The organism is Leyella stercorea (assembly GCF_021531355.1).
In the GTDB taxonomy this organism is placed as follows: Bacteria; Bacteroidota; Bacteroidia; order Bacteroidales; family Bacteroidaceae; genus Prevotella.
Window position 1 is genome coordinate 22,029 of sequence record NZ_JADYTS010000023.1, and the last position, 18,828, is coordinate 40,856.

The window sequence follows — 18,828 nt, forward strand, 5'->3', positions numbered from 1 at the left end:
CATCTCCTCTTCTTTTTGAAGTTGTTGTATAAGTTTGCCTTGCTCTTTGTTAATCTGAGTAAGTGCTATGCTTTTTTAGATCTGAATGAGCGACGTAATCTCTATGTCCTTGTCGAAGTCTGCGCGTCCGTTCAGTCCCTCGTTTACGAGTTCGATGATGAAGTTGCAGTAGACTTTCTTGGGGTGGAACTTCTTTACGAGATTGCAAGCAGCCTGCATTGTACCTCCAGTAGCAAGCAAGTCGTCGTGCAGCAGAATCACGTCGTTCTCGTTGATTGCATCCTTGTGGATTTCGATAGTGTCCTTGCCATACTCCTTGGCGTAGCTTTCTTGCACGGTGTCGCAAGGCAGTTTGCCAGGCTTGCGGCATAATACCACACCGGCGTTCAAGCGCAAGGCGAGGGCAGACGACATAACGAAGCCGCGCGACTCGATTCCTACTATCTTTGTAATGCCCTTGTCTTTGTAGAGGTCGTACATCTCGTCGCAAATCTCTTTAAGGCATTCGCTGCTCTTAAACAATGTTGTAACGTCTCGGAAGTTTACTCCCTTCTTCGGCCAATCTGGAATACAACGCAGATTGTCAAGCAATAGTTTGTTGTTCATTATCAGTTGATTTGATTAAATTCGTTGTTCTTTTTGTTTCACGTGGAACGAGAAGCCAGCGGCAACGCCGCTGGAATTAGGAATTTTGAATTTTGAGTTTTGAATTGTGCTCGGCTACGCCTGCGCTTTTGAGTTGTTCAATTATGAATTGCTCTTGGCTGTGGCTTCGCTTTTGAGTTGTTCAATTATGAATTGAAGAGTTGTGCAATTGTATTTCGATGGGGTTTTGTATCGCATGTTTTTTTGCGCTACGATTTATTGAATTGGTTTGCTGCTCAGGCTATGGCGGGGACGCCATAGCCTCCTATGGTTTGTTTTGCATTGCTTGTACAGCCCAACTTAGAATTTGTGGTTCTTAAATTCATTGCTCATATTTTGGAAGTCCGTAACTCATAATTCAGAAGTTTGCAATTCAAAATCGCAGGCGTAGCTGCGAACAATTCAAAACTCAAAATTCAAAATTCAAAACTCGCATTATCGATGCATCAGAACCAGCAGTACGTTGATGTCGCTTGGCGACACGCCTGGGATGCGCGATGCTTGTCCGAGAGTCTCGGGATTGATGCGCATGAGTTTTTGTCTGCCCTCGGTAGATATCTCGTGGAGTTCTTCGTAGTTGAAGTGTCCCTTGATACGGATGTCTTCGAGGCGGTGCATCTTGTCGGCTATCTGTCGTTCGCGCTTGATGTAGCCGTCGTACTTGATGAGTATTTCGGCAGCTTCAATGATTTCGTCGCGTCGTGCGTCGTCGATATCGAGCGCAGCACGGAGTGGGGCGATGGCAGAAGCAAGCTGGTTTATGGAGAGCTGGGGGCGAGCTATCAGACTTGATATTGTAGCGCCGAACTGCATAGGAGTTGTACCGAACGATTCGAGAGCCGCGTTTACGGCGCGAGGCTTCACGTTGGTAGAGTTGCAGAAGCTTACGATGCGTTCAATCTCCGCCTTCTTCTTAAGCCAATGGTCGTAACGTTCGCGTGAGGCGAGTCCGAGTTGGTAAGCCTTTTCGGTGAGTCGGGCGTCGGCATTGTCCTGACGGAGCAGGATGCGGTATTCGGCTCGTGAGGTGAACATGCGATACGGTTCGTCAACACCCTTAGTTGTGAGGTCGTCGATGAGCACTCCTATATAGCTTTCGTCGCGCTTCATGATGTAAGGTTCGCTGCCTCCGCAGAGTAGGGCAGCGTTGATGCCCGCCATAGTGCCTTGTCCGCCCGCTTCTTCATATCCCGTCGTGCCGTTGACCTGACCTGCGAAGAACAGACCCTTTACTATCTTCGACTCCAACGACGGCTTCAGCTGCGTAGGGTCGAAGTAGTCGTACTCTATGGCGTAGCCCGGTCGGTAGACTTTTATATCACGGAAAGCCTTTATTTTTTTCAGGGCAGCGAGCTGGACATCCATCGGCATGGACGAAGAAAAACCGTTAAGATACATCTCGTTGGTGTCCTCGCCTTCAGGTTCGAGAAAAAGCGGATGCTGGTCCTTGTCGGGGAACGTCACGAGTTTGGTTTCTATCGAAGGGCAGTAGCGCGGTCCGGTGGACTTAATCTGACCGTTGTAGAGGGGCGATTCGGCTATGGCTGCGCGTAGAGTGTCGTGCACCTCCTTATTAGTATATGTGGTCCAGCACGGCAGCTGCTGCAGATGTCGTGGGGCAGTCATGTATGAAAATCCGTGATAGTCGGTTTCGCCGGGTTGGCATTCCATGTCCTCGAAGTGTACGGAGCGTCGGTCTATGCGTACCGGTGTGCCCGTCTTCATTCGCTGTGAAGTAATGCCGTGTCGGGTGATGCTCTCGGTGAAGTGCAGTACGGCAGGTTCGGCGCATCGTCCGCCCGGCACTTGCTTGCGTCCCACGTGCATCAGTCCGTTGAGGAATGTGCCCGCTGTGATGATTACAGCCTTAGCGCGGAACGTCACGCCCCACACCGTTTCCACTCCAACCGCTTCGCCGTTCTCCACCAGGAGTTCGCATGCCTCGTCCTGCCAGATGTCCAATCCGTCGACACGGTCGAGACGTGTGCGCCACTCCCAGATGAATTTGCCGCGGTCGCATTGTGCTCGCGGACTCCAAACGGCAGGTCCCTTGCCGCGGTTGAGCATACGGAACTGTATCGATGTGGCATCCGTCACGAGCCCCATCTCGCCTCCCAGCGCATCAATCTCGCGTACAATCTGTCCTTTGGCAATTCCGCCAATGGCAGGGTTACAGCTCATCTGTCCAATCTTGTTCATATCCATCGTCACCAGACATGTCTTGGCGCCCATACGTGCTGCCGCTGCTGCAGCCTCACAACCGGCATGTCCGCCTCCGATGACTATAACGTCGTAGTTGAAAATCATATGTATTGCTTGTCGGTGTTAAATTGTGCGGCATGGCTCTGAGCCATACCACGCATGTTTCATGCTCGCAAAATTAAGAATAAAAAATGATTTTTGAAGAGAAATAGTTTGATTTATCATCAAATTTCAGTATTTTTGCAGACTGTAAGGATATGGTCTATACCTATTATATAGTATAGTGTGGACAGCCCTTAAATAACTGTGTAACCTTAAGGAATGAAACATCAATAATTCTAACAGTTAATAATTTAAATTTCAAATCATTTATGTGGTTAATCAATTCATCTATCGGTAGAAAGGTGGTGATGGCCTTGACTGGTGTCGCCCTTGTTCTATTCCTGACATTCCACATGTCAATGAATGTTGCTGCTCTCTTCTCAGGAGATGCTTACAACACTATCTGTGAGTTACTCGGTGCCAACTGGTATGCCGTAGTTGCGACAATGGGCTTGGCTGCCCTCGCAGTAATCCACATCGTTTATGCCTTCTGGCTCACGATGCAGAACCGTGCCGCTCGCGGTACCTCTCGCTATGAGGTTGTTGCTAAGCCTCAGAACGTAGAGTGGGCATCACAGAACATGCTCGTACTCGGTATCATCGTTCTGCTCGGTTTGTTGCTCCACTTCTTCAACTTCTGGTACAACATGATGTTTGCTGAGCTTGTAGGCTTCGAGGGCGTATGTGATCCTGCTGACGGCTTCGGCTGGATTCAGGAGACATTCAAGAACCCGGTTTACGTAGTTCTCTACATCGTATGGCTCGTAGCTCTCTGGTTCCACCTTACACACGGTTTCTGGAGCGCAATGCAGACATTCGGCTGGAATGGTAAGGTATGGTTCAACCGTTGGAAGGTTATCGGTCAGGTTTACTCAACCCTCCTCATCCTCGGTTTCCTCGTAGTAGTAATCGCTTTCGCTCTTGGTTGCGCACCGAGCCTTTGCTGCTAATTCAACAATCAACATTCAAAAATCATAATTTCTATTATGGCTAAGACTATTAATTCAAGAATCCCTGAAGGCCCAGTGGCCGAGAAGTGGACCAACTATAAAGCTCACCAGCGTCTGGTGAACCCCAAGAACAAACTCAAGCTCGACGTTATCGTTGTAGGAACAGGTCTTGCAGGTGCTTCTGCAGCAGCCAGCCTCGGCGAAATGGGTTTCCGTGTGCTTAACTTCTGCATTCAGGATTCTCCGCGTCGCGCTCACTCTATCGCAGCTCAGGGTGGTATCAACGCTGCCAAGAACTATCAGAACGACGGCGACTCAGTATATCGTTTGTTCTATGATACAGTAAAAGGTGGTGACTACCGTGCACGTGAGGCTAACGTATACCGCCTCGCTGAGGTGTCAAACGACATCATCGACCAGTGCGTTGCACAGGGTGTTCCTTTCGCTCGTGAGTACGGCGGCATGCTCGCCAACCGTTCATTCGGTGGTGCTCAGGTGTCACGTACATTCTATGCTAAGGGTCAGACCGGTCAGCAGCTGCTCCTCGGTGCTTACTCAGCACTCTCAAAGCAGGTAAGCACAGGCCGCGTATTGCTCTACACTCGTTACGAGATGGAGGACGTAGTTATCGTTGACGGTCGTGCTCGTGGTATCATCGCCAAGAATCTTGTTACCGGTAAGCTCGAGCGCTTCTCTGCTAACGCTGTAGTAATCGCTACTGGCGGTTATGGCAACACATACTTCCTTTCTACAAACGCTATGGGTTGCAACTGTACAGCAGCTGTCCAGTGCTATCGTAAGGGTGCTTACTTCGCAAATCCTTGCTACGTACAGATTCACCCGACATGTATCCCCGTACACGGCGACAAGCAGTCTAAGCTTACACTTATGTCAGAGTCGCTGCGTAACGACGGTCGTATCTGGGTACCGAAGAACATCGAGGACGCCAAGGCTCTGCAGGCTGGCACCAAGAAGGGCAGCGATATTCCTGAGGAAGACCGCGACTACTACTTGGAGCGTCGCTATCCGGCATTCGGCAACCTCGTTCCGCGTGACGTTGCTTCACGTGCTGCCAAGGAGCGTTGCGACAAGGGCTTCGGCGTAAACAACACCGGTCTTGCCGTATTCCTCGACTTCTCTGAGTCAATCAACCGTCTCGGCATCGACGTTATCCGTCAGCGTTATGGCAACCTCTTCGACATGTACGAGGAGATTACCGACGTTAACCCGGGTGAGCTTGCCAACGAGATCAACGGCGTTAAGTACTACAACCCGATGATGATCTATCCTGCTATCCACTACACAATGGGTGGTATTTGGGTAGACTACGAGCTCCAGACATCTATCACAGGTCTGTTCGCTATCGGTGAGTGTAACTTCTCAGACCACGGTGCCAACCGTCTTGGTGCTTCTGCTCTTATGCAGGGCTTGGCCGATGGTTACTTCGTATTGCCTTACACCATCCAGAACTACCTCGCCGACCAGGCTATCTGGCCGCACCTCTCTACCGATCTGCCAGAGTTTGCTGAGGCAGAGAAGGGTGTTCAGGCTGAAATCGACCGCCTCATGAACATCAAGGGTAAGCGCTCTGTTGACTCTATCCACAAGGAGCTTGGCCACATTATGTGGGAGCACGTAGGTATGGGTCGTACTGCTGAGGGCCTGAAGGAAGGTATTGAGCTCATCAAGAAGATCCGCAAGGAGTTCAACACCAACCTCTTCATTCCTGGATCGAAGGAAGGCTTGAACGTAGAGCTCGACAAGGCTATCCACCTCCGCGACTTCATCCTCATGGGTGAGCTCATCGCACACGACGCCCTCTCACGTGAGGAGTCATGCGGTGGTCACTTCCGCGAGGAGCATCAGACTCCAGAGGGCGAGGCACAGCGCGACGACGAGAACTTCTTCTATGTAGGTTGCTGGGAGTACAAGAACAACGACGAGACAGCTCCTGAGCTCATCAAGGAGCCGCTCGAGTACGAGGCAATCAAGGTACAGACACGTAACTATAAGAACTAATAAAGATTATGGCAAATATATCATTCACACTGAAATATTGGCGTCAGAACGGCCCGCAGGACAAGGGTCACTTTGACACACGCGAGATGAAGGATATCCCTACGGATACCTCATTCCTTGAGATGCTCGACATCCTTAACGAGCAGCTCATCGAGGAAGGCAACGAGCCTTTCGTATTCGATCACGACTGCCGCGAGGGTATCTGCGGTATGTGCTCACTCTACATCAATGGTCATCCCCACGGACCTAACCAGGGTGCCACAACCTGCCAGCTCTACATGCGTAAGTTCAACGACGGCGACGTTATCACTGTTGAGCCTTGGCGTTCGGCTGCATTCCCAGTTATCAAGGACTGCATGGTAGACCGCTCTGCATTCGACAAGATCATGCAGGCAGGTGGCTACGTTAGCGTTCGCACTGGCCAGCCCCAGGATGCCAACGCTATCCTCATTCCGAAGGAAGACGCTGACGAGGCTATGGATTGCGCTACATGTATCGGTTGCGGTTGCTGTGTAGCAGCCTGCAAGAACGGTTCTGCAATGCTCTTCGTAAGCTCTAAGGTTAGCCAGCTCGCTCTCCTTCCTCAGGGCCGACCTGAGGCAGCTAAGCGTGCTAAGGCAATGATCGCCAAGATGGAGGAGCTCGGTTTCGGAAACTGCACCAACACCCGCGCTTGCGAGGCTGAGTGCCCGAAGAACGAGTCTATCGCCAACATCGCTCGCCTCAACCGCGAGTTCATCAAGGCAAAGCTCGCTGACTAATTCAGTCAACAACAAATAAACTAAGCGGATGCGAAGCACTCTCAGAAGTGCGGCGCATCCGCTTTTTTTGTATTCCTAAACGTCCCGTCCCGCCCTCTTTTATGTCTTAATAGAGGAAATTAGGGGAAATTATAGGAAAATTTCCCCTAATTTATTGTATGCTCGGCACGAGCATTGTCTAACAGGTGCAACTCCTTAACAATCCCTAATAGCGGGAATTACATAGCCAATAGCAAGAGTGTCCATTGTGAGGTGGAGTCTGAAAGAAGCTGGCGGCAAACATCTGACCTAACGGACAGAAACTTCATATAAGGCATTTGACCATGGATGAGATTGCAAGACAAATCAAAGTCCTATAGCTATTCGGAATAGTTGGTGTAAATGAAGTGGGTATAAGATGAAAAGAGTAAGCCCTTATCCGAGGAGGTCTCACGGTTGCATGGGTGAAGATGAATCATTCGATGTACCATGACGGAGTAAAGCTTGCCGTGAGAAGTCAGAAGAGGTTATAGTACCCAAGGCACGTGTGCCTATAGGGAAGGACTGAATCGTGTAGTGCAATAGTAAATGAATGCTACCTTGTGAGAAAACTCGTCAGATGTCCGAAAGGAACTCTCTATCCAAGACGATAGGACGGAATCCGACAATAGGATAAATGTGAAAATAGGAGGCAAATGCCTTCTATGATTAGCATTTACCTCCTACCCGATTTTTTATGTGTGTTATTTTGCAGATACTGTAGTATTTGAAGCTACAGTGGCTTGGACATCATATCCTGCGGGCATTACGGCTTTTGAACCAGGTATGAAAATACATGGCCAAAGTAAAATACCTGTGACAACAGCGAGCGGAGTACGATTCTTACCATTTATTCGGACATCAGTATTTGTAAAGAATACGGGTTCTCCTGATGGCAAATTCATGCTACTGATGTTTATTACAAGTCTTCCTTTGGTTCCTGCCAATGAACTTTTGCATGCTTCAGTTACTTTTCCTTTTACCAAGTATCCACGCGGTATTACGCACTTGCCATCTACCATAATGTCTTGTGTAACCCTAAAGTCAACGGTTTGTCCTTCGTCAACATCTGCAGCTTTGACTTGGTTTACTGATTGTAATGGTACAATGGTACCTGCCTTGATTACTTTTTCTTGTTGTGCAAAAGTAAATTGTGTGCAGAGCAATGAAGCAACGACAAATGAGAAAATCTTTTTCATCGTTTAATAACAATTTTAATGTAGCTGTCCGACTCCAGTTCAGCTTAGATATTGTTTATGGCATGCGTATATACAATAAAAAACGTGGAAACTGTATATACTAAAACAACAATGATTCGACTTGATGAATTTTGACGATAATACCTGCAAATAACTGATAATAAGGAAAGAAAGTGCAAAAGCCAAATCATAAATAGATTTAAACGAATCATAGTTTATTGGGGATATGTGGGAACATTTACGGGAAAGATATTACCTTTGTGACTGAAATAAAAAACATAGGGACATGAAGATTACCATCATCACAAAGGAATGCAAGACCAAAGACAAAGACGCTCCTGCAAAAGCCAATCTTTGTTTTCGACTCCGAGATAAGGATGTTGACCTCAAAGTCCGTTCCGACATTGAGGTTATGCTTGACTATTGGGACAATGATGCACTTTCCTATCGAAGGACAAAGAAATTACCATCTGACGAGCAGAAGAAAGTCAAGGTTTTGGTGCAGACCATTACAACGGCTCTTAGCGAGCAGTATAACTCTGCGACTGCTGATGTTGCATGGATGAAGAATGTTATTGACGAATGTGTCAATCCAACTTCAAAGTCAACAGAGACATTGACTACAGTTGTTTCGAGAATGGAACAATACATTGCGGAACATCACATGAGTCCGAAATCAGCACTCGTTTATAAACCAACGATCAAGAAGCTTCAACGCTATGAAGCCTACAAGAGGGAGATAGAGGGAAAGGAAGGCTTCACGCTCTATTGCGAGACTATCCGTCCCGAAGACTACCTTGATTTTAGAGAGTATGTCATAAACGAATATATTCATTACAATGACTACCCTGAGTTTTACGAACAGTTCAGCCTTGGCATGCACCCTCCCAAGCAGATGTCAAGCACACAGATTATAGGTATTATGCATCATCTGCGTATTGTTGGGCATTGGTGCATCAAGATGGGGTTTACAACAAACCGCTCATGCGATGCGTTCACTATTCCTGCAGCAGTGCAAGGCACACCTTTTTATCTGACGATAGAAGAACGTGATAAGGTTTACAATGCAAACCTACACAACAAGCCAGAGTTAGAAGTGTATCGTGACTTGTTCATCTTCCAATCAATGGTGGGTTGTAGAGTCGGAGACCTGTTCTCTTTTACCAAAGACAATATAGTCGGTGACATATTGCAGTATCTTCCACACAAGACCATGCGCAAACGGTCGCAGACCGTGAGCGTCCCGCTTACCACAAAGGCTATGGAAATATTGAAACGTTACGATGGCAAGCAAGAAAAGCTTCTGCCGACAAAGCAAGTGTATCAATACAACGAGGGCATCCGTGCCGTGCTTCGAGAATGCGGCATCAACAGAATGGTTACTATCCTTGACACCGTCACAGGAAAGGAGGTTCAGAAGCCAATATGTGATGTCGCTACAAGCCACATGGCAAGACGCAACTTTATCGGCAACCTATACAAGAAAGTGAAAGACCCCGAGCTTGTGAGTTCCATGACAGGACATGTAAACGGAAGCAGAGCTTTCGCCAGATACAGAGAGATTGACGAGGAAACAAAAGTAAATCTTGTCAACCTCATCAACTAACGTTTATACAAACTACCAGTTATACATCATTATATATAGAGAGTAGCATGAAAGTAACAGCATTCATCCGAGAAACCTCGGCAAAGAACAACATAACCGACCAGGCGCACGTTTATTTCCGTGTGCGTGACGGCAAGACTGACATCAAGGCTGTCAGCGAGTTATCCATCAATCCTAATCATTGGAGCGCGGAACGGCAGGGTTACAAGACACGTGTGGTTCTTGTAGCGGAGGCAAAGCGTACGGCATTCGACAAAGCCGTGCAGGACTTGACGGCGCTTATATCCGCACAATATTATCATGGAGCGGACAGCCGTTGGCTAAAAGGTGTTATTGAGGAGTTTCATCATCCTAACATCAACATCCGCCAAGGCAGAAAAGGTGACGAATACAGCCTTGTGTACCAATGCCAGCAGTATGCTGAGAACCACCCAATGGAAAAGGAATCTATAAGGCATCATGAGCATAACGTACGTAAGTTGCAACACTTCGAGCGTTTCCAAAGGGAAATTATGCGTAGACGAGGTTACACCATGCGACTTGATGCTATAACAGCCGATGACTTGCGTGAGTTTCATAAATATCTGGTAAACGAGGCTGGATATTATGAGCATTACCCTCAAATCTTCGATGACATAGAGGAGCGTTTCAAACCACGCCAACTAACGGAAAACTCCATCAATACTATATTCAGAAGAATACGCACGGTTGTGAACTGGTGTTTGAAGCATAATATCACGACAAACGACCCTTTCGCCACCTTTGAGATGCCTAAGGTACTGGACAGCCCTCCATTTTATCTTACACTTGAAGAGCGTGACAAAGTCTACTATGCCGACCTCAGTAACGAAACGCCATCCACACAAGTATATCGTGACATATTCATGTTTCATTGTCTCATCGGCTGCCGTGTGGGAGACCTTGAAAAGATGACACGTGCCAACATCGTTGATGGTGCTGTGGAATACATTGCTGAAAAGACAAAGAACCACAAACCACGCACCATCCGAGTACCGCTCAACGATAAGGCGAAAGCGATTCTCGCTAAATATGCAGACCTTGAAACGAGGTTGTTGCCAAAGATAAATCAGAACATATACAACCGTCAGATTAAGAAAATTCTGAAACTGCTCGGCATTGACCGCATGGTGACTGTTATTGACAACAAGACTCGTGAGCCTATACAGAAACCAATCTGTGATATTGCGACAAGCCACACTGCAAGAAAGACGTTCATCGGCAACCTATACAAGAAGGTGAAAGATCCAAATCTTGTTGCATCTCTTTCGGGACACACAGATGGCAGTCGAGCTTTTGCACGTTACAGAGAAATCGACAACGAGATGAAACGCGAGCTGGTGAAATTGATAGACTGACCTATTGCGAGTTTGCCAAAATTGCGTTTCAAAAACGGATATTCAATAAAAACGTTGGCGTTTAGAAGAAAATACTATACCTTTGCAGACGAACAAGAACCAAAAATATAATAAAAAGGTTTCAAAAATATGGTACAGACATCAAGCCAAAGCACTGTAAATAAGATAGAAATGAGGCTTAGGGGAAAAGGACGTGGTTCGATAGTCTTCCAACAAGACTATGCAGACTGCGGAACACCATCAGCCGTGAAGTCAACATTCCATCGAATGTACACCGACGGACTGTTGGTGCGGTTGGCTCATGGCATTTATTATTACCCCAAAGAGGACAAGGAATATGGACTTGGCATTATCTATCCATCTGTTGAAGACATTGCCCAGGCTATAGCCAAACGAGACAAGGCGAAGATTGTACCGATGGGAGCATATGCCTTGAATCGTCTCGGATTGTCCACGCAGATGCCCATGAATGTCGTGTTCCTGACCAATGGTGCACCACGTAGGATAAAGATCGGGAACGGGCGTGGCATCCTGTTCAAACATTCTTCTTCGGGCAAGAACTTTGCCTATAAATCAGAGCTGATGATGCTTGTTGTAACAGCCATGCGCACCATAGGCGAAGAAAAAATAACCGACGAGGAACGCAACGTGCTTGTCGAGCACGCAAAGAATGTAAACGACAACGATTTCAACCATGATATAAAACTTGCCCCTGCATGGGTGCGCAAAATACTAATTGTACGATGAAATTCATAGACATACCAGAAGATAGACAACGTGAAGCTATCAATACCGTGGCATTGCAGACCGGATTACCGCCGTCAAGTATCGAAAAGGACTGGTGGGTAACGCAGGTGTTGAAAGCCCTTCATACTTTGCCATATGCAGAACATATTGCTTTCAAAGGAGGTACAAGTCTCAGCAAATGTTGGAACTTGATAGCCAGATTCTCCGAAGACGTGGATATTGCACTCAGCCGAGAATTCCTTGGCTTTAGCGGTGAATTATCGAAGACTCAAATCAGCGACAGACTACGTCGCGCCGCCTGTTCTTTCGTAAGAGAGAAGATGCAGCATGATGTAAGGAAAGCTTTAGTGGATTTGGGCATACGGGCAGATGCCTTTAGTGTGGATGTTGTAATCACACCAGTCACGACAACAGACCCAGAAGTGATAACAATAACCTATCATAGTTTGTATGAAGCATCACCATATATCAAAAATACGGTAAAGATAGAAATCAGCGGCAGATCGATGATGGAGCCTATTGAGAAAAAAGCCATCAACGCTGCTATTGACACCCATTTCAGCAAAGCTCCATTTGCAGAAAAGCCATTTGAGGTGAACGCAGTCATCCCCGAGCGTACTTTCCTTGAAAAGGTGTTCTTGTTGCACGAAGAGTTCAGAAAGAACGAGGTCAGAGTGGAGCGTATGTCTCGCCATATATATGATTTGGCAATGATGATGGATTCTGAAAACAAAATTGCTGACCGTGCAATCCACAACGAAGCCCTGTATAAGGCGGTACTTGAACATCGCAGAAAGTTCATCGGACTTAAAGGATTCAACTATGATGAGCTTTATCCTGCCACATTATGTATCGTGCCCAACGAGGATATTGCAAGACTATGGCAAGATGACTACAAGTTCATGTGTGAGCACATGATTTTCGGGCAGGTGCCTTCTTTTGAGAAACTGATAAGCAAGTTGTCAATGCTCAACGAGCAAATTAGACAGTTAAATTACCGAAAGGCATGAACATAAACGAACTTGGCGAGGATCTTGAACAGCAGTTCGGCAAGCCTCGCAACATAACAGAAGAGAACGTTAGGTTCATGCTTTCGCTCATAAAGGAAGAATTTGATGGAACGAAAGTGAACGAAAATATCGAAAAGCCAAGTCTTGAAGCCTTCGGCATGACCATTCTTGCTGTTATGTCATACCAAACTACACCTTGGGAAGAATTGGCAAAGAAACCTTCAATCCGCAAGACACTCAAATATATTGCCATTAGAGGAAACGACCATTATGACGAGATGGAGGCATTGACCAAGGAACTGATACGGAAGCACTTTGATGGCATAACCCAAAAGATGGTATTAGGGTTCTTGAAGATTATTCGTGGGGTGTCGAATGAAGAACGTCCGACCAAACTTATTGAATATACTCCATTCGCAGCCCAATACTATGCTATCCAGTACGGACTTCACCAGCTTATCAGAGGTGAACATCCAGATGATGCAGCCGTCATTATCCATTGTGCAATAGAGGACGGCATATTGTTTCCTACAATTCCTCGCAGTCTGCTGGTCGATGAGTTCAACCTGAAGAAAAGTAGTTTCGACAAGTATTTCAGCAAATATCATATAAACTTGGAGTACGAGTCCGATGCCGTCAAGAAACAGGTTGAGGAGAAAATCAAGTATCACAGAAGGTCTTTACGAAATGCCATAGGCTACAATGTCACCGATGAGAACAAGGTGTACTTCTACGACCGCAAATTAGGACGCGAGAACTTCCTTTCTATGATTATTGCATATTGTCGCAGCATATTTCGTTTCTGACAATCTGCTACCATTTACAATCCTTAGCCAAACGCAGAACAGCATTTGGCTAAGGATTTTTGATGTTGTCACGTTAATTCCATTAACAAAGAGTAGTCAATAGTAGTCGCATCCTACTGCCTATTCAAATCTCATCGAGAGCCGTCAAAAGCCATATACCTTTGCACCGTCAATCCGACAAACCAGCGGATTGGCGGTGTTCCTTTTTATCACGCTGTGAGAAAGAGCATCCTGGTTTACGAACAAGACAGCGTATGTATAACGAATAACAAAAGAAAAAATATGGTTGACATCATGTCATTGACACAAATGGGAGGAAAGGTTGCGCTTACCGTTACTACCGAAGATCTTCACCACTTTGCCAATATGCTATTGGCACAATCACGCAAGGAATGGGAGGATCAAATGACATCCTCTCATAATGAAGAACCAGAGGAAACCTTTCTTACAACAGAGGAGGTTTGCAAAATTTTCAATGTATGTCCTGCTACCCTATGGCAGTGGCATCGCACAGGCTACTTGCAACACATCAAGTTTGGCAACAAGAATATGTACCCTGCCTCGGCAGTCAAAGCCATTACCCACGCTCGATCCATGAACGAAACAGTTGTAGGCTATTGCAAACGGAAGAGTAAAGTGGACAAGAACTTGCCTAATGCTTACGACAACGATAGTAAAGAGAGCGTATGACGTATATAGAATACATGAACCAGCTTTGGCGTTCTGCTTTGTTGTCGCCAATGCCAGCGAGTGAGATAGCCTTGTTTGCCTACCTTGTGAACGAGAGCAACAAGCGGTATTGGAAAATGCCGTTTGCGTGCTCCACAACAAGAATATGTGAAGACTTGCGCCTTTCAAGGCAAACTGTCATCACGGCACGGAAGCATCTATCCGAGCGAAAACTTATCGCTTTTACAGAAGGCAAATCCCGCCATCTACCGTCCAATTACACACTGCTTGAATGGACAGATAACTTGACAGTAGGCTTGACGGATAACTTGACGCATGGTTTGACACAGGACTTGACACATATTAAAGATAAAGACAAACACCAAAGCAAAGATTCTTTTATAAAGGGAAGGTGTGAGATTTTTGACAGTAAAAACGGAGGTGTATATGGAAATAGCAAACGAAAAGAAAATCGCAGGACTTGTCCAGTTCCTGCGGAAGGGACGGACTATGACGGGGCGTTTTAAACTGCCTATGTTGGAGGAGCAGGCATACGAATATCTTCTGGCTGCATATATCATGGAAGTACAGCTCCGCTATCGCAGGTTTATCTATAATGGTTTTGTTGAAGAGCAACTCAAACAGGTAGCCAATTGCCTGACTGCAAACACTGCAAAGTTCGGAATCGTTCTATGTGGCGGATGCGGCAACGGCAAGACCACTATGCTCAAGGCATTGCAGAACCTTGTCAGACGATTGGAAATCCTAAAACCGAACCTATCGCCTAATGCTGGACATAGTTCTGATAACTACTATAATTTTACCATTGTCAATGCCATGCAGATTGTGCAAATCCGCAAGACGGACTATAATAAGTTTTGCAAATTGGCGGAAGCTGATATATTAGGTATAGACGATATTGGTACTGAACCTGCTGAAGTGCATGACTACGGCAATTTCATTTATCCCATCAAGGAACTCTTGGCTATGCGGTATGACGCACAACTGTTCACGGTCTTCACAACGAACCTTGAACCAAAGGATATCCGTCAACGATATGGCGACCGCATTGCCGACCGACTCAACGAGATGATGACAAAGGTGGTCTATCGTAATCTAACCTACCGGACAGAAAATGCACATATGGCGTACAGTCAAGGATAGAGGCAGTCTTTCGTGAGGGAGCCGACTTTTTACAAAAGTCCATGAACATAATAGGGACTTTTAGATTCACCTGCTGACACTGTTCACTTAAAAAGTCCTTCTATTATGCTCAGGCTCCGCCCGAGACCTGCTGCCATTATACCGAGTTACGCCTTTTACAATGTACAACAAGACAGAAATACAATATGCAAAGCAACATACCACGTGCCGCTATCCATGTCGGCAAAGACAAGAAATCTTTCTCCGCCCAAGTGGGTAATGAGGCGGAACGCAGAGGTTGGGACGAGAATGTTTATCGGTTGAAGAATGCCGATAAGGACAAGAACAACCATTATAATTTCTCTCGCAAGAATCTCAATTTTGAAATCGTCAGAGGCGGAAAGTTTGTTCCGCTTGGATCAAACCCTATTCCACTCCACGAGCGCATTCAGATGCGTCTTGATGAATTGGGCTTCAAGCCATACATGGATGCCAGGCATCCCGACCAAGTATCAAAGAATAGTCCGAACTGCACTGTCGGCATGATATTCAGTGGCGACCATGACGTGCTGTACAACCTCGCCTTTGGCAACCAAAGGATAGACACTGCCAATTCTGATGCAGACCATAGCCACATCGTATTGCAACAAGGCATTTATAAATGGGCAAAGAATACCTACGACTTTGCCTGTCGCAAATGGGGCGAGGAGAATATTATCAGCTTTGCAGTCCATTGTGACGAAACAAGTATCCATGCCCATGTGCAGACTATTCCTGCGGAGAAAGTCAAGAAACGTGGACGCATCGGCAGCAAGTATGTCAACAAGAACAATCCCGACATAGTGCTTTCAACTAAAGAATGGAGAGCATTACCCAAAGAGAAGCGAGACAACTACACCAAGCATACTGCCTCAAAGGATTATGTTGAGCGTGTGTCTTATGCCAGGGTGTGGGGAGAGACGAGAAAAGCAAAGTCGGAATATCTCTCGCAACTTCATACAGACTATCACAATGAGGTTGGCCGCAAGTATGGTCTTGCACGCGGTATCCCTTACAATGAATTGTCCGAGGAGGAAAAACGAGGACGAAGGCATAAGAACAAAGTCGTTCTTGAAGCCGAGCGACAGGCGAAAGCTGCTCTTGAAAAGGTAGAGAAATACGCTGTTCTTGCCACTATTGACAAGCAAGAGCTCACCTTCCCTCTTCTCAATATCAAGACACCCGTTCAAGAGGCAATGGATGCCGTTAAGAAAGAACTTGCCATTCCTATTCCTGCACTTATCGGACAAAAGGCGTGGCGTGAGGAGCGGACAACAAGCATCAATGATGCTATCAAGGCTCTTGTAACCGCCATCAATGTTGAACGTAACAAGCAGAATAATGGTATACGAGCATCTGTCAACAAAACTTACACTTACTATATGCAGAATCTCAACAAACTGATTGTAGAGAACAAGGCATTGCAGAATGAGAATGAAGCGCTAAAGGCTGAAAATGCAAAAGTGAAGCAACGCATATCGCAACTTGACGAGAACGCAGTCAGACGAGTAACCGCTCAAAAGGATGCCGTTATTGAAAGGCTCAACACCCATTTTGTCTCAAAAAACGAGGACATTACAAGACTCAAGACTGATTACAATACTTTATGGGAGAAATACAAAATATTGGTTCTTCAATGGAACGACTTGACAAAGCAGCCTGAAATAATTGAAGCTGTTAAACGTGTGGAAGAACGCAAGGAGCAAGAAGCGGAGGCAAAACGTTTGGAACAGGCAAGACAAGACAGATACCAAGGTGTACTTGACCGATTCATCAACGAAGGTCATGAACAGCTCAAAGCCTTTTCGCAATCAAGCAGAATAGATTTCGATGAGAAAGAAGCCAAAGCAATCTATTATGGTATTATGGCTACTGCCACAAAATCCAACATTGCGCTTCGCTCTCTACAAGGAGCAAAGTTTGCCGTTGAAAGATTTCTCGCGAGCATGGATTGGAATGGTTGTGGCAACTATCGGAGAGAATGTGTCGCACACTGGACAAAACTCTTTGCTACCGATGAGGTTGTTTATACCGAACCCATCATTCAGAACTTCCTTTCGTTCATTGATTACATGTCGTGCAGCGCAGATACATACGTTTCACTCGGTGGCTCCAATGGTTGTGCTGACCAACTTACAAATTGGGACGGAACACAGAAGCTGGGGTTAGGAGCACCATCAAAAAAGAAACTACAAGGTTTATCCAGATAATGGCAATGAGAGGCGATTTGTAGCGTTAATTACCACAAATCGCCTCAAATTACAGAAATGTGATGCTAGAAGTAAAGATTTCCAATTATTTATTCTTTCGTCTGAATAAGATTTCCTACTTTTGTGGTCAATAATTGACAATTCTATCAAAAGAAAGTCTATTGGTTTAATCTAACCTCTGAGCAATAACATTGGAAGATAACACCAAACAGCCTCCAACAGCTGACGCTTCATTGTATAATGGGCAGCCTACCGACACAGGCTCATCGTGTCCAAGTGCAAGACTTACCTCTTGCACGCCCTCCATCTCAAAGGACAAAGGTGGGGTGTCGGTAGAGAATGTGCCTTCTGAAAACAAGCAATGGTTTGTCCTGCGAGTTTCGTATGGACGTATCATCAAGGCAAAAGCTTTCGTCGAAGCTAAAGAATTGGAATGTTATGTTCCTTTAAGATACAAAGAGATTCGAAAACAAGGTAAAAAGCGAATCATCACTGAGCCTCTTCTCCCGTCATTTCTCTTTGTTCATGCCTCAGCAAAACAAGTTGATTCACTTTTGCAAGACAAGAGCATCAAGCCTCTTGAAAATATAGCTTTGTTGAGTTACTATTACGACCATACCTCACATTGTGAAAAATCGCCGACCAAGAATCCTCCACTTGTCATTTCGGACTCCGTTATGGATAATTTCATTCGCTTAACCTCCATACATAATCCTCATATCATCCCAGTTACTTCAGAGAACATCAAATACAAGTTAGGGGATGAAGTAGTGATTACAGAGGGTGAGTTTAAGGATATACGTGGCAGGGTGGCAAGAATTGGTGGACAGCAGAGAGTCTTGGTAGAATTGTTTGATGGGTGCTTGGTGGCTACTGCGTATGTGCCTGCATCTTGCGTTGATAAAACCATAAAAATCTTACAAAAAGAAGGATTTCGATTTCAAGCAAATATAGATAAGTAAAAGCACATTCTATTTGCAAAGGTATGGAAGAGAACACGAGCATAGTTCATACAACTTGCAGACTAATTCTTGAACATTAGAAACTATAATAATGACAAACGGTTTGTTTACCTAAAACATTGGTAAAATAGTGCACTTACCGTTTACAGCGTGTGATTTTTTATAAAAATATACCCATATGTAGAATAAAGTATGCACTATATTTATTCCGTGGGAATGCAAAAAAAGAATCTATGTACGAATCATTCCAACCAGATTATGAAGGTGCGAAAGTTTTCTACGAGAATCTTTGGCTCACCCGTAAAACCCTGTGTTTACCCAAAGATCATTGATAGTCTGTAGAGGAAGAAGTCGATATCAACAA

16 protein-coding genes are annotated in these 18,828 nt (G+C 45.7%); 13 read left to right on the forward strand and 3 right to left on the reverse strand.

Annotated elements, in window-relative coordinates:
- Positions 1 to 75: 75 nt before the first annotated feature.
- Together I6E38_RS06870 and mnmG are read right to left on the reverse strand one after the other, a co-directional pair.
- On the reverse strand, positions 76 to 606 hold the full coding sequence (locus I6E38_RS06870; RefSeq protein ID WP_235393259.1) for an adenine phosphoribosyltransferase: 531 nt from the start codon (positions 604 to 606) through the stop codon (positions 76 to 78).
- A 474-nt stretch (positions 607 to 1,080) separates the two neighbouring features.
- Entirely contained in the window at positions 1,081 to 2,952 is a 1,872-nt protein-coding gene (gene mnmG, locus I6E38_RS06875; RefSeq protein ID WP_235393260.1) for a tRNA uridine-5-carboxymethylaminomethyl(34) synthesis enzyme MnmG, read from the reverse strand.
- Between the two features lie 266 nt (positions 2,953 to 3,218).
- On the opposite strand from mnmG, the gene I6E38_RS06880 reads away from it, so the two are divergent.
- Genes I6E38_RS06880 through I6E38_RS06890 form a run of 3 tightly spaced genes read left to right on the forward strand, consistent with a single transcriptional unit; the run spans position 3,219 to position 6,679 of the window.
- Positions 3,219 to 3,899: a succinate dehydrogenase/fumarate reductase cytochrome b subunit gene (locus I6E38_RS06880; protein WP_235393261.1), complete on the forward strand. Its 681-nt coding sequence runs from the start codon at positions 3,219 to 3,221 to the stop codon at positions 3,897 to 3,899.
- A 36-nt stretch (positions 3,900 to 3,935) separates the two neighbouring features.
- Positions 3,936 to 5,918 carry a fumarate reductase/succinate dehydrogenase flavoprotein subunit gene (locus I6E38_RS06885; RefSeq protein ID WP_235393262.1) on the forward strand — a complete coding sequence of 661 codons (1,983 nt, stop codon included), beginning with the start codon at positions 3,936 to 3,938 and terminating at the stop codon, positions 5,916 to 5,918.
- A gap of 5 nt (positions 5,919 to 5,923) precedes the next feature.
- A complete protein-coding gene (locus I6E38_RS06890) occupies positions 5,924 to 6,679 on the forward strand; it encodes a succinate dehydrogenase/fumarate reductase iron-sulfur subunit (protein WP_106811253.1) in 756 nt (251 codons plus the stop codon).
- Between the two features lie 722 nt (positions 6,680 to 7,401).
- Here the strand turns inward: I6E38_RS06890 and I6E38_RS06900 are convergent.
- The gene (locus tag I6E38_RS06900; protein WP_235393263.1) at positions 7,402 to 7,896 is read right to left on the reverse strand and encodes a hypothetical protein; all 495 of its coding nucleotides are present in this window, start codon (positions 7,894 to 7,896) and stop codon (positions 7,402 to 7,404) included.
- A gap of 286 nt (positions 7,897 to 8,182) precedes the next feature.
- Between I6E38_RS06900 and I6E38_RS06905 the strand changes: the two genes are divergently transcribed.
- The 10 genes from I6E38_RS06905 (at position 8,183) to I6E38_RS06950 (ending at position 18,464) form a co-directional block, all read left to right on the forward strand.
- The gene (locus I6E38_RS06905; RefSeq protein ID WP_235393264.1) at positions 8,183 to 9,502 is read left to right on the forward strand and encodes a site-specific integrase; all 1,320 of its coding nucleotides are present in this window, start codon (positions 8,183 to 8,185) and stop codon (positions 9,500 to 9,502) included.
- 47 nt (positions 9,503 to 9,549) lie between these two features.
- Positions 9,550 to 10,878, forward strand: a complete 1,329-nt coding sequence (locus I6E38_RS06910; protein ID WP_235393265.1) for a tyrosine-type recombinase/integrase — start codon at positions 9,550 to 9,552, stop codon at positions 10,876 to 10,878.
- Between the two features lie 129 nt (positions 10,879 to 11,007).
- On the forward strand, positions 11,008 to 11,625 hold the full coding sequence (locus tag I6E38_RS06915; protein WP_235393266.1) for a DUF6088 family protein: 618 nt from the start codon (positions 11,008 to 11,010) through the stop codon (positions 11,623 to 11,625).
- Positions 11,622 to 12,635: a nucleotidyl transferase AbiEii/AbiGii toxin family protein gene (locus I6E38_RS06920; RefSeq protein WP_235393267.1), complete on the forward strand. Its 1,014-nt coding sequence runs from the start codon at positions 11,622 to 11,624 to the stop codon at positions 12,633 to 12,635. The genes I6E38_RS06915 and I6E38_RS06920 overlap by 4 nt, the downstream gene beginning before the upstream one ends.
- A complete protein-coding gene (locus I6E38_RS06925; RefSeq protein WP_235393268.1) occupies positions 12,632 to 13,441 on the forward strand; it encodes a hypothetical protein in 810 nt (269 codons plus the stop codon). Before I6E38_RS06920 ends, I6E38_RS06925 begins: the two co-directional genes overlap by 4 nt.
- A 282-nt stretch (positions 13,442 to 13,723) precedes the next feature.
- Positions 13,724 to 14,131 (forward strand): helix-turn-helix domain-containing protein, encoded by a 408-nt coding sequence (locus I6E38_RS06930; protein WP_235393269.1) that lies wholly within the window; start codon positions 13,724 to 13,726, stop codon positions 14,129 to 14,131.
- Positions 14,128 to 14,637 (forward strand): helix-turn-helix domain-containing protein, encoded by a 510-nt coding sequence (locus tag I6E38_RS06935; protein ID WP_235393270.1) that lies wholly within the window; start codon positions 14,128 to 14,130, stop codon positions 14,635 to 14,637. Before I6E38_RS06930 ends, I6E38_RS06935 begins: the two co-directional genes overlap by 4 nt.
- Positions 14,558 to 15,274 (forward strand): P-loop NTPase family protein, encoded by a 717-nt coding sequence (locus I6E38_RS06940; protein ID WP_235393271.1) that lies wholly within the window; start codon positions 14,558 to 14,560, stop codon positions 15,272 to 15,274. Before I6E38_RS06935 ends, I6E38_RS06940 begins: the two co-directional genes overlap by 80 nt.
- A 185-nt stretch (positions 15,275 to 15,459) precedes the next feature.
- Positions 15,460 to 17,502 (forward strand): MobV family relaxase, encoded by a 2,043-nt coding sequence (mobV, locus tag I6E38_RS06945; protein WP_235393272.1) that lies wholly within the window; start codon positions 15,460 to 15,462, stop codon positions 17,500 to 17,502.
- Positions 17,503 to 17,693: 191 nt separating this feature from the next.
- Positions 17,694 to 18,464, forward strand: coding sequence for a UpxY family transcription antiterminator (locus I6E38_RS06950; protein ID WP_235393273.1), 771 nt, complete (start codon positions 17,694 to 17,696; stop codon positions 18,462 to 18,464).
- Positions 18,465 to 18,828: the final 364 nt, after the last annotated feature.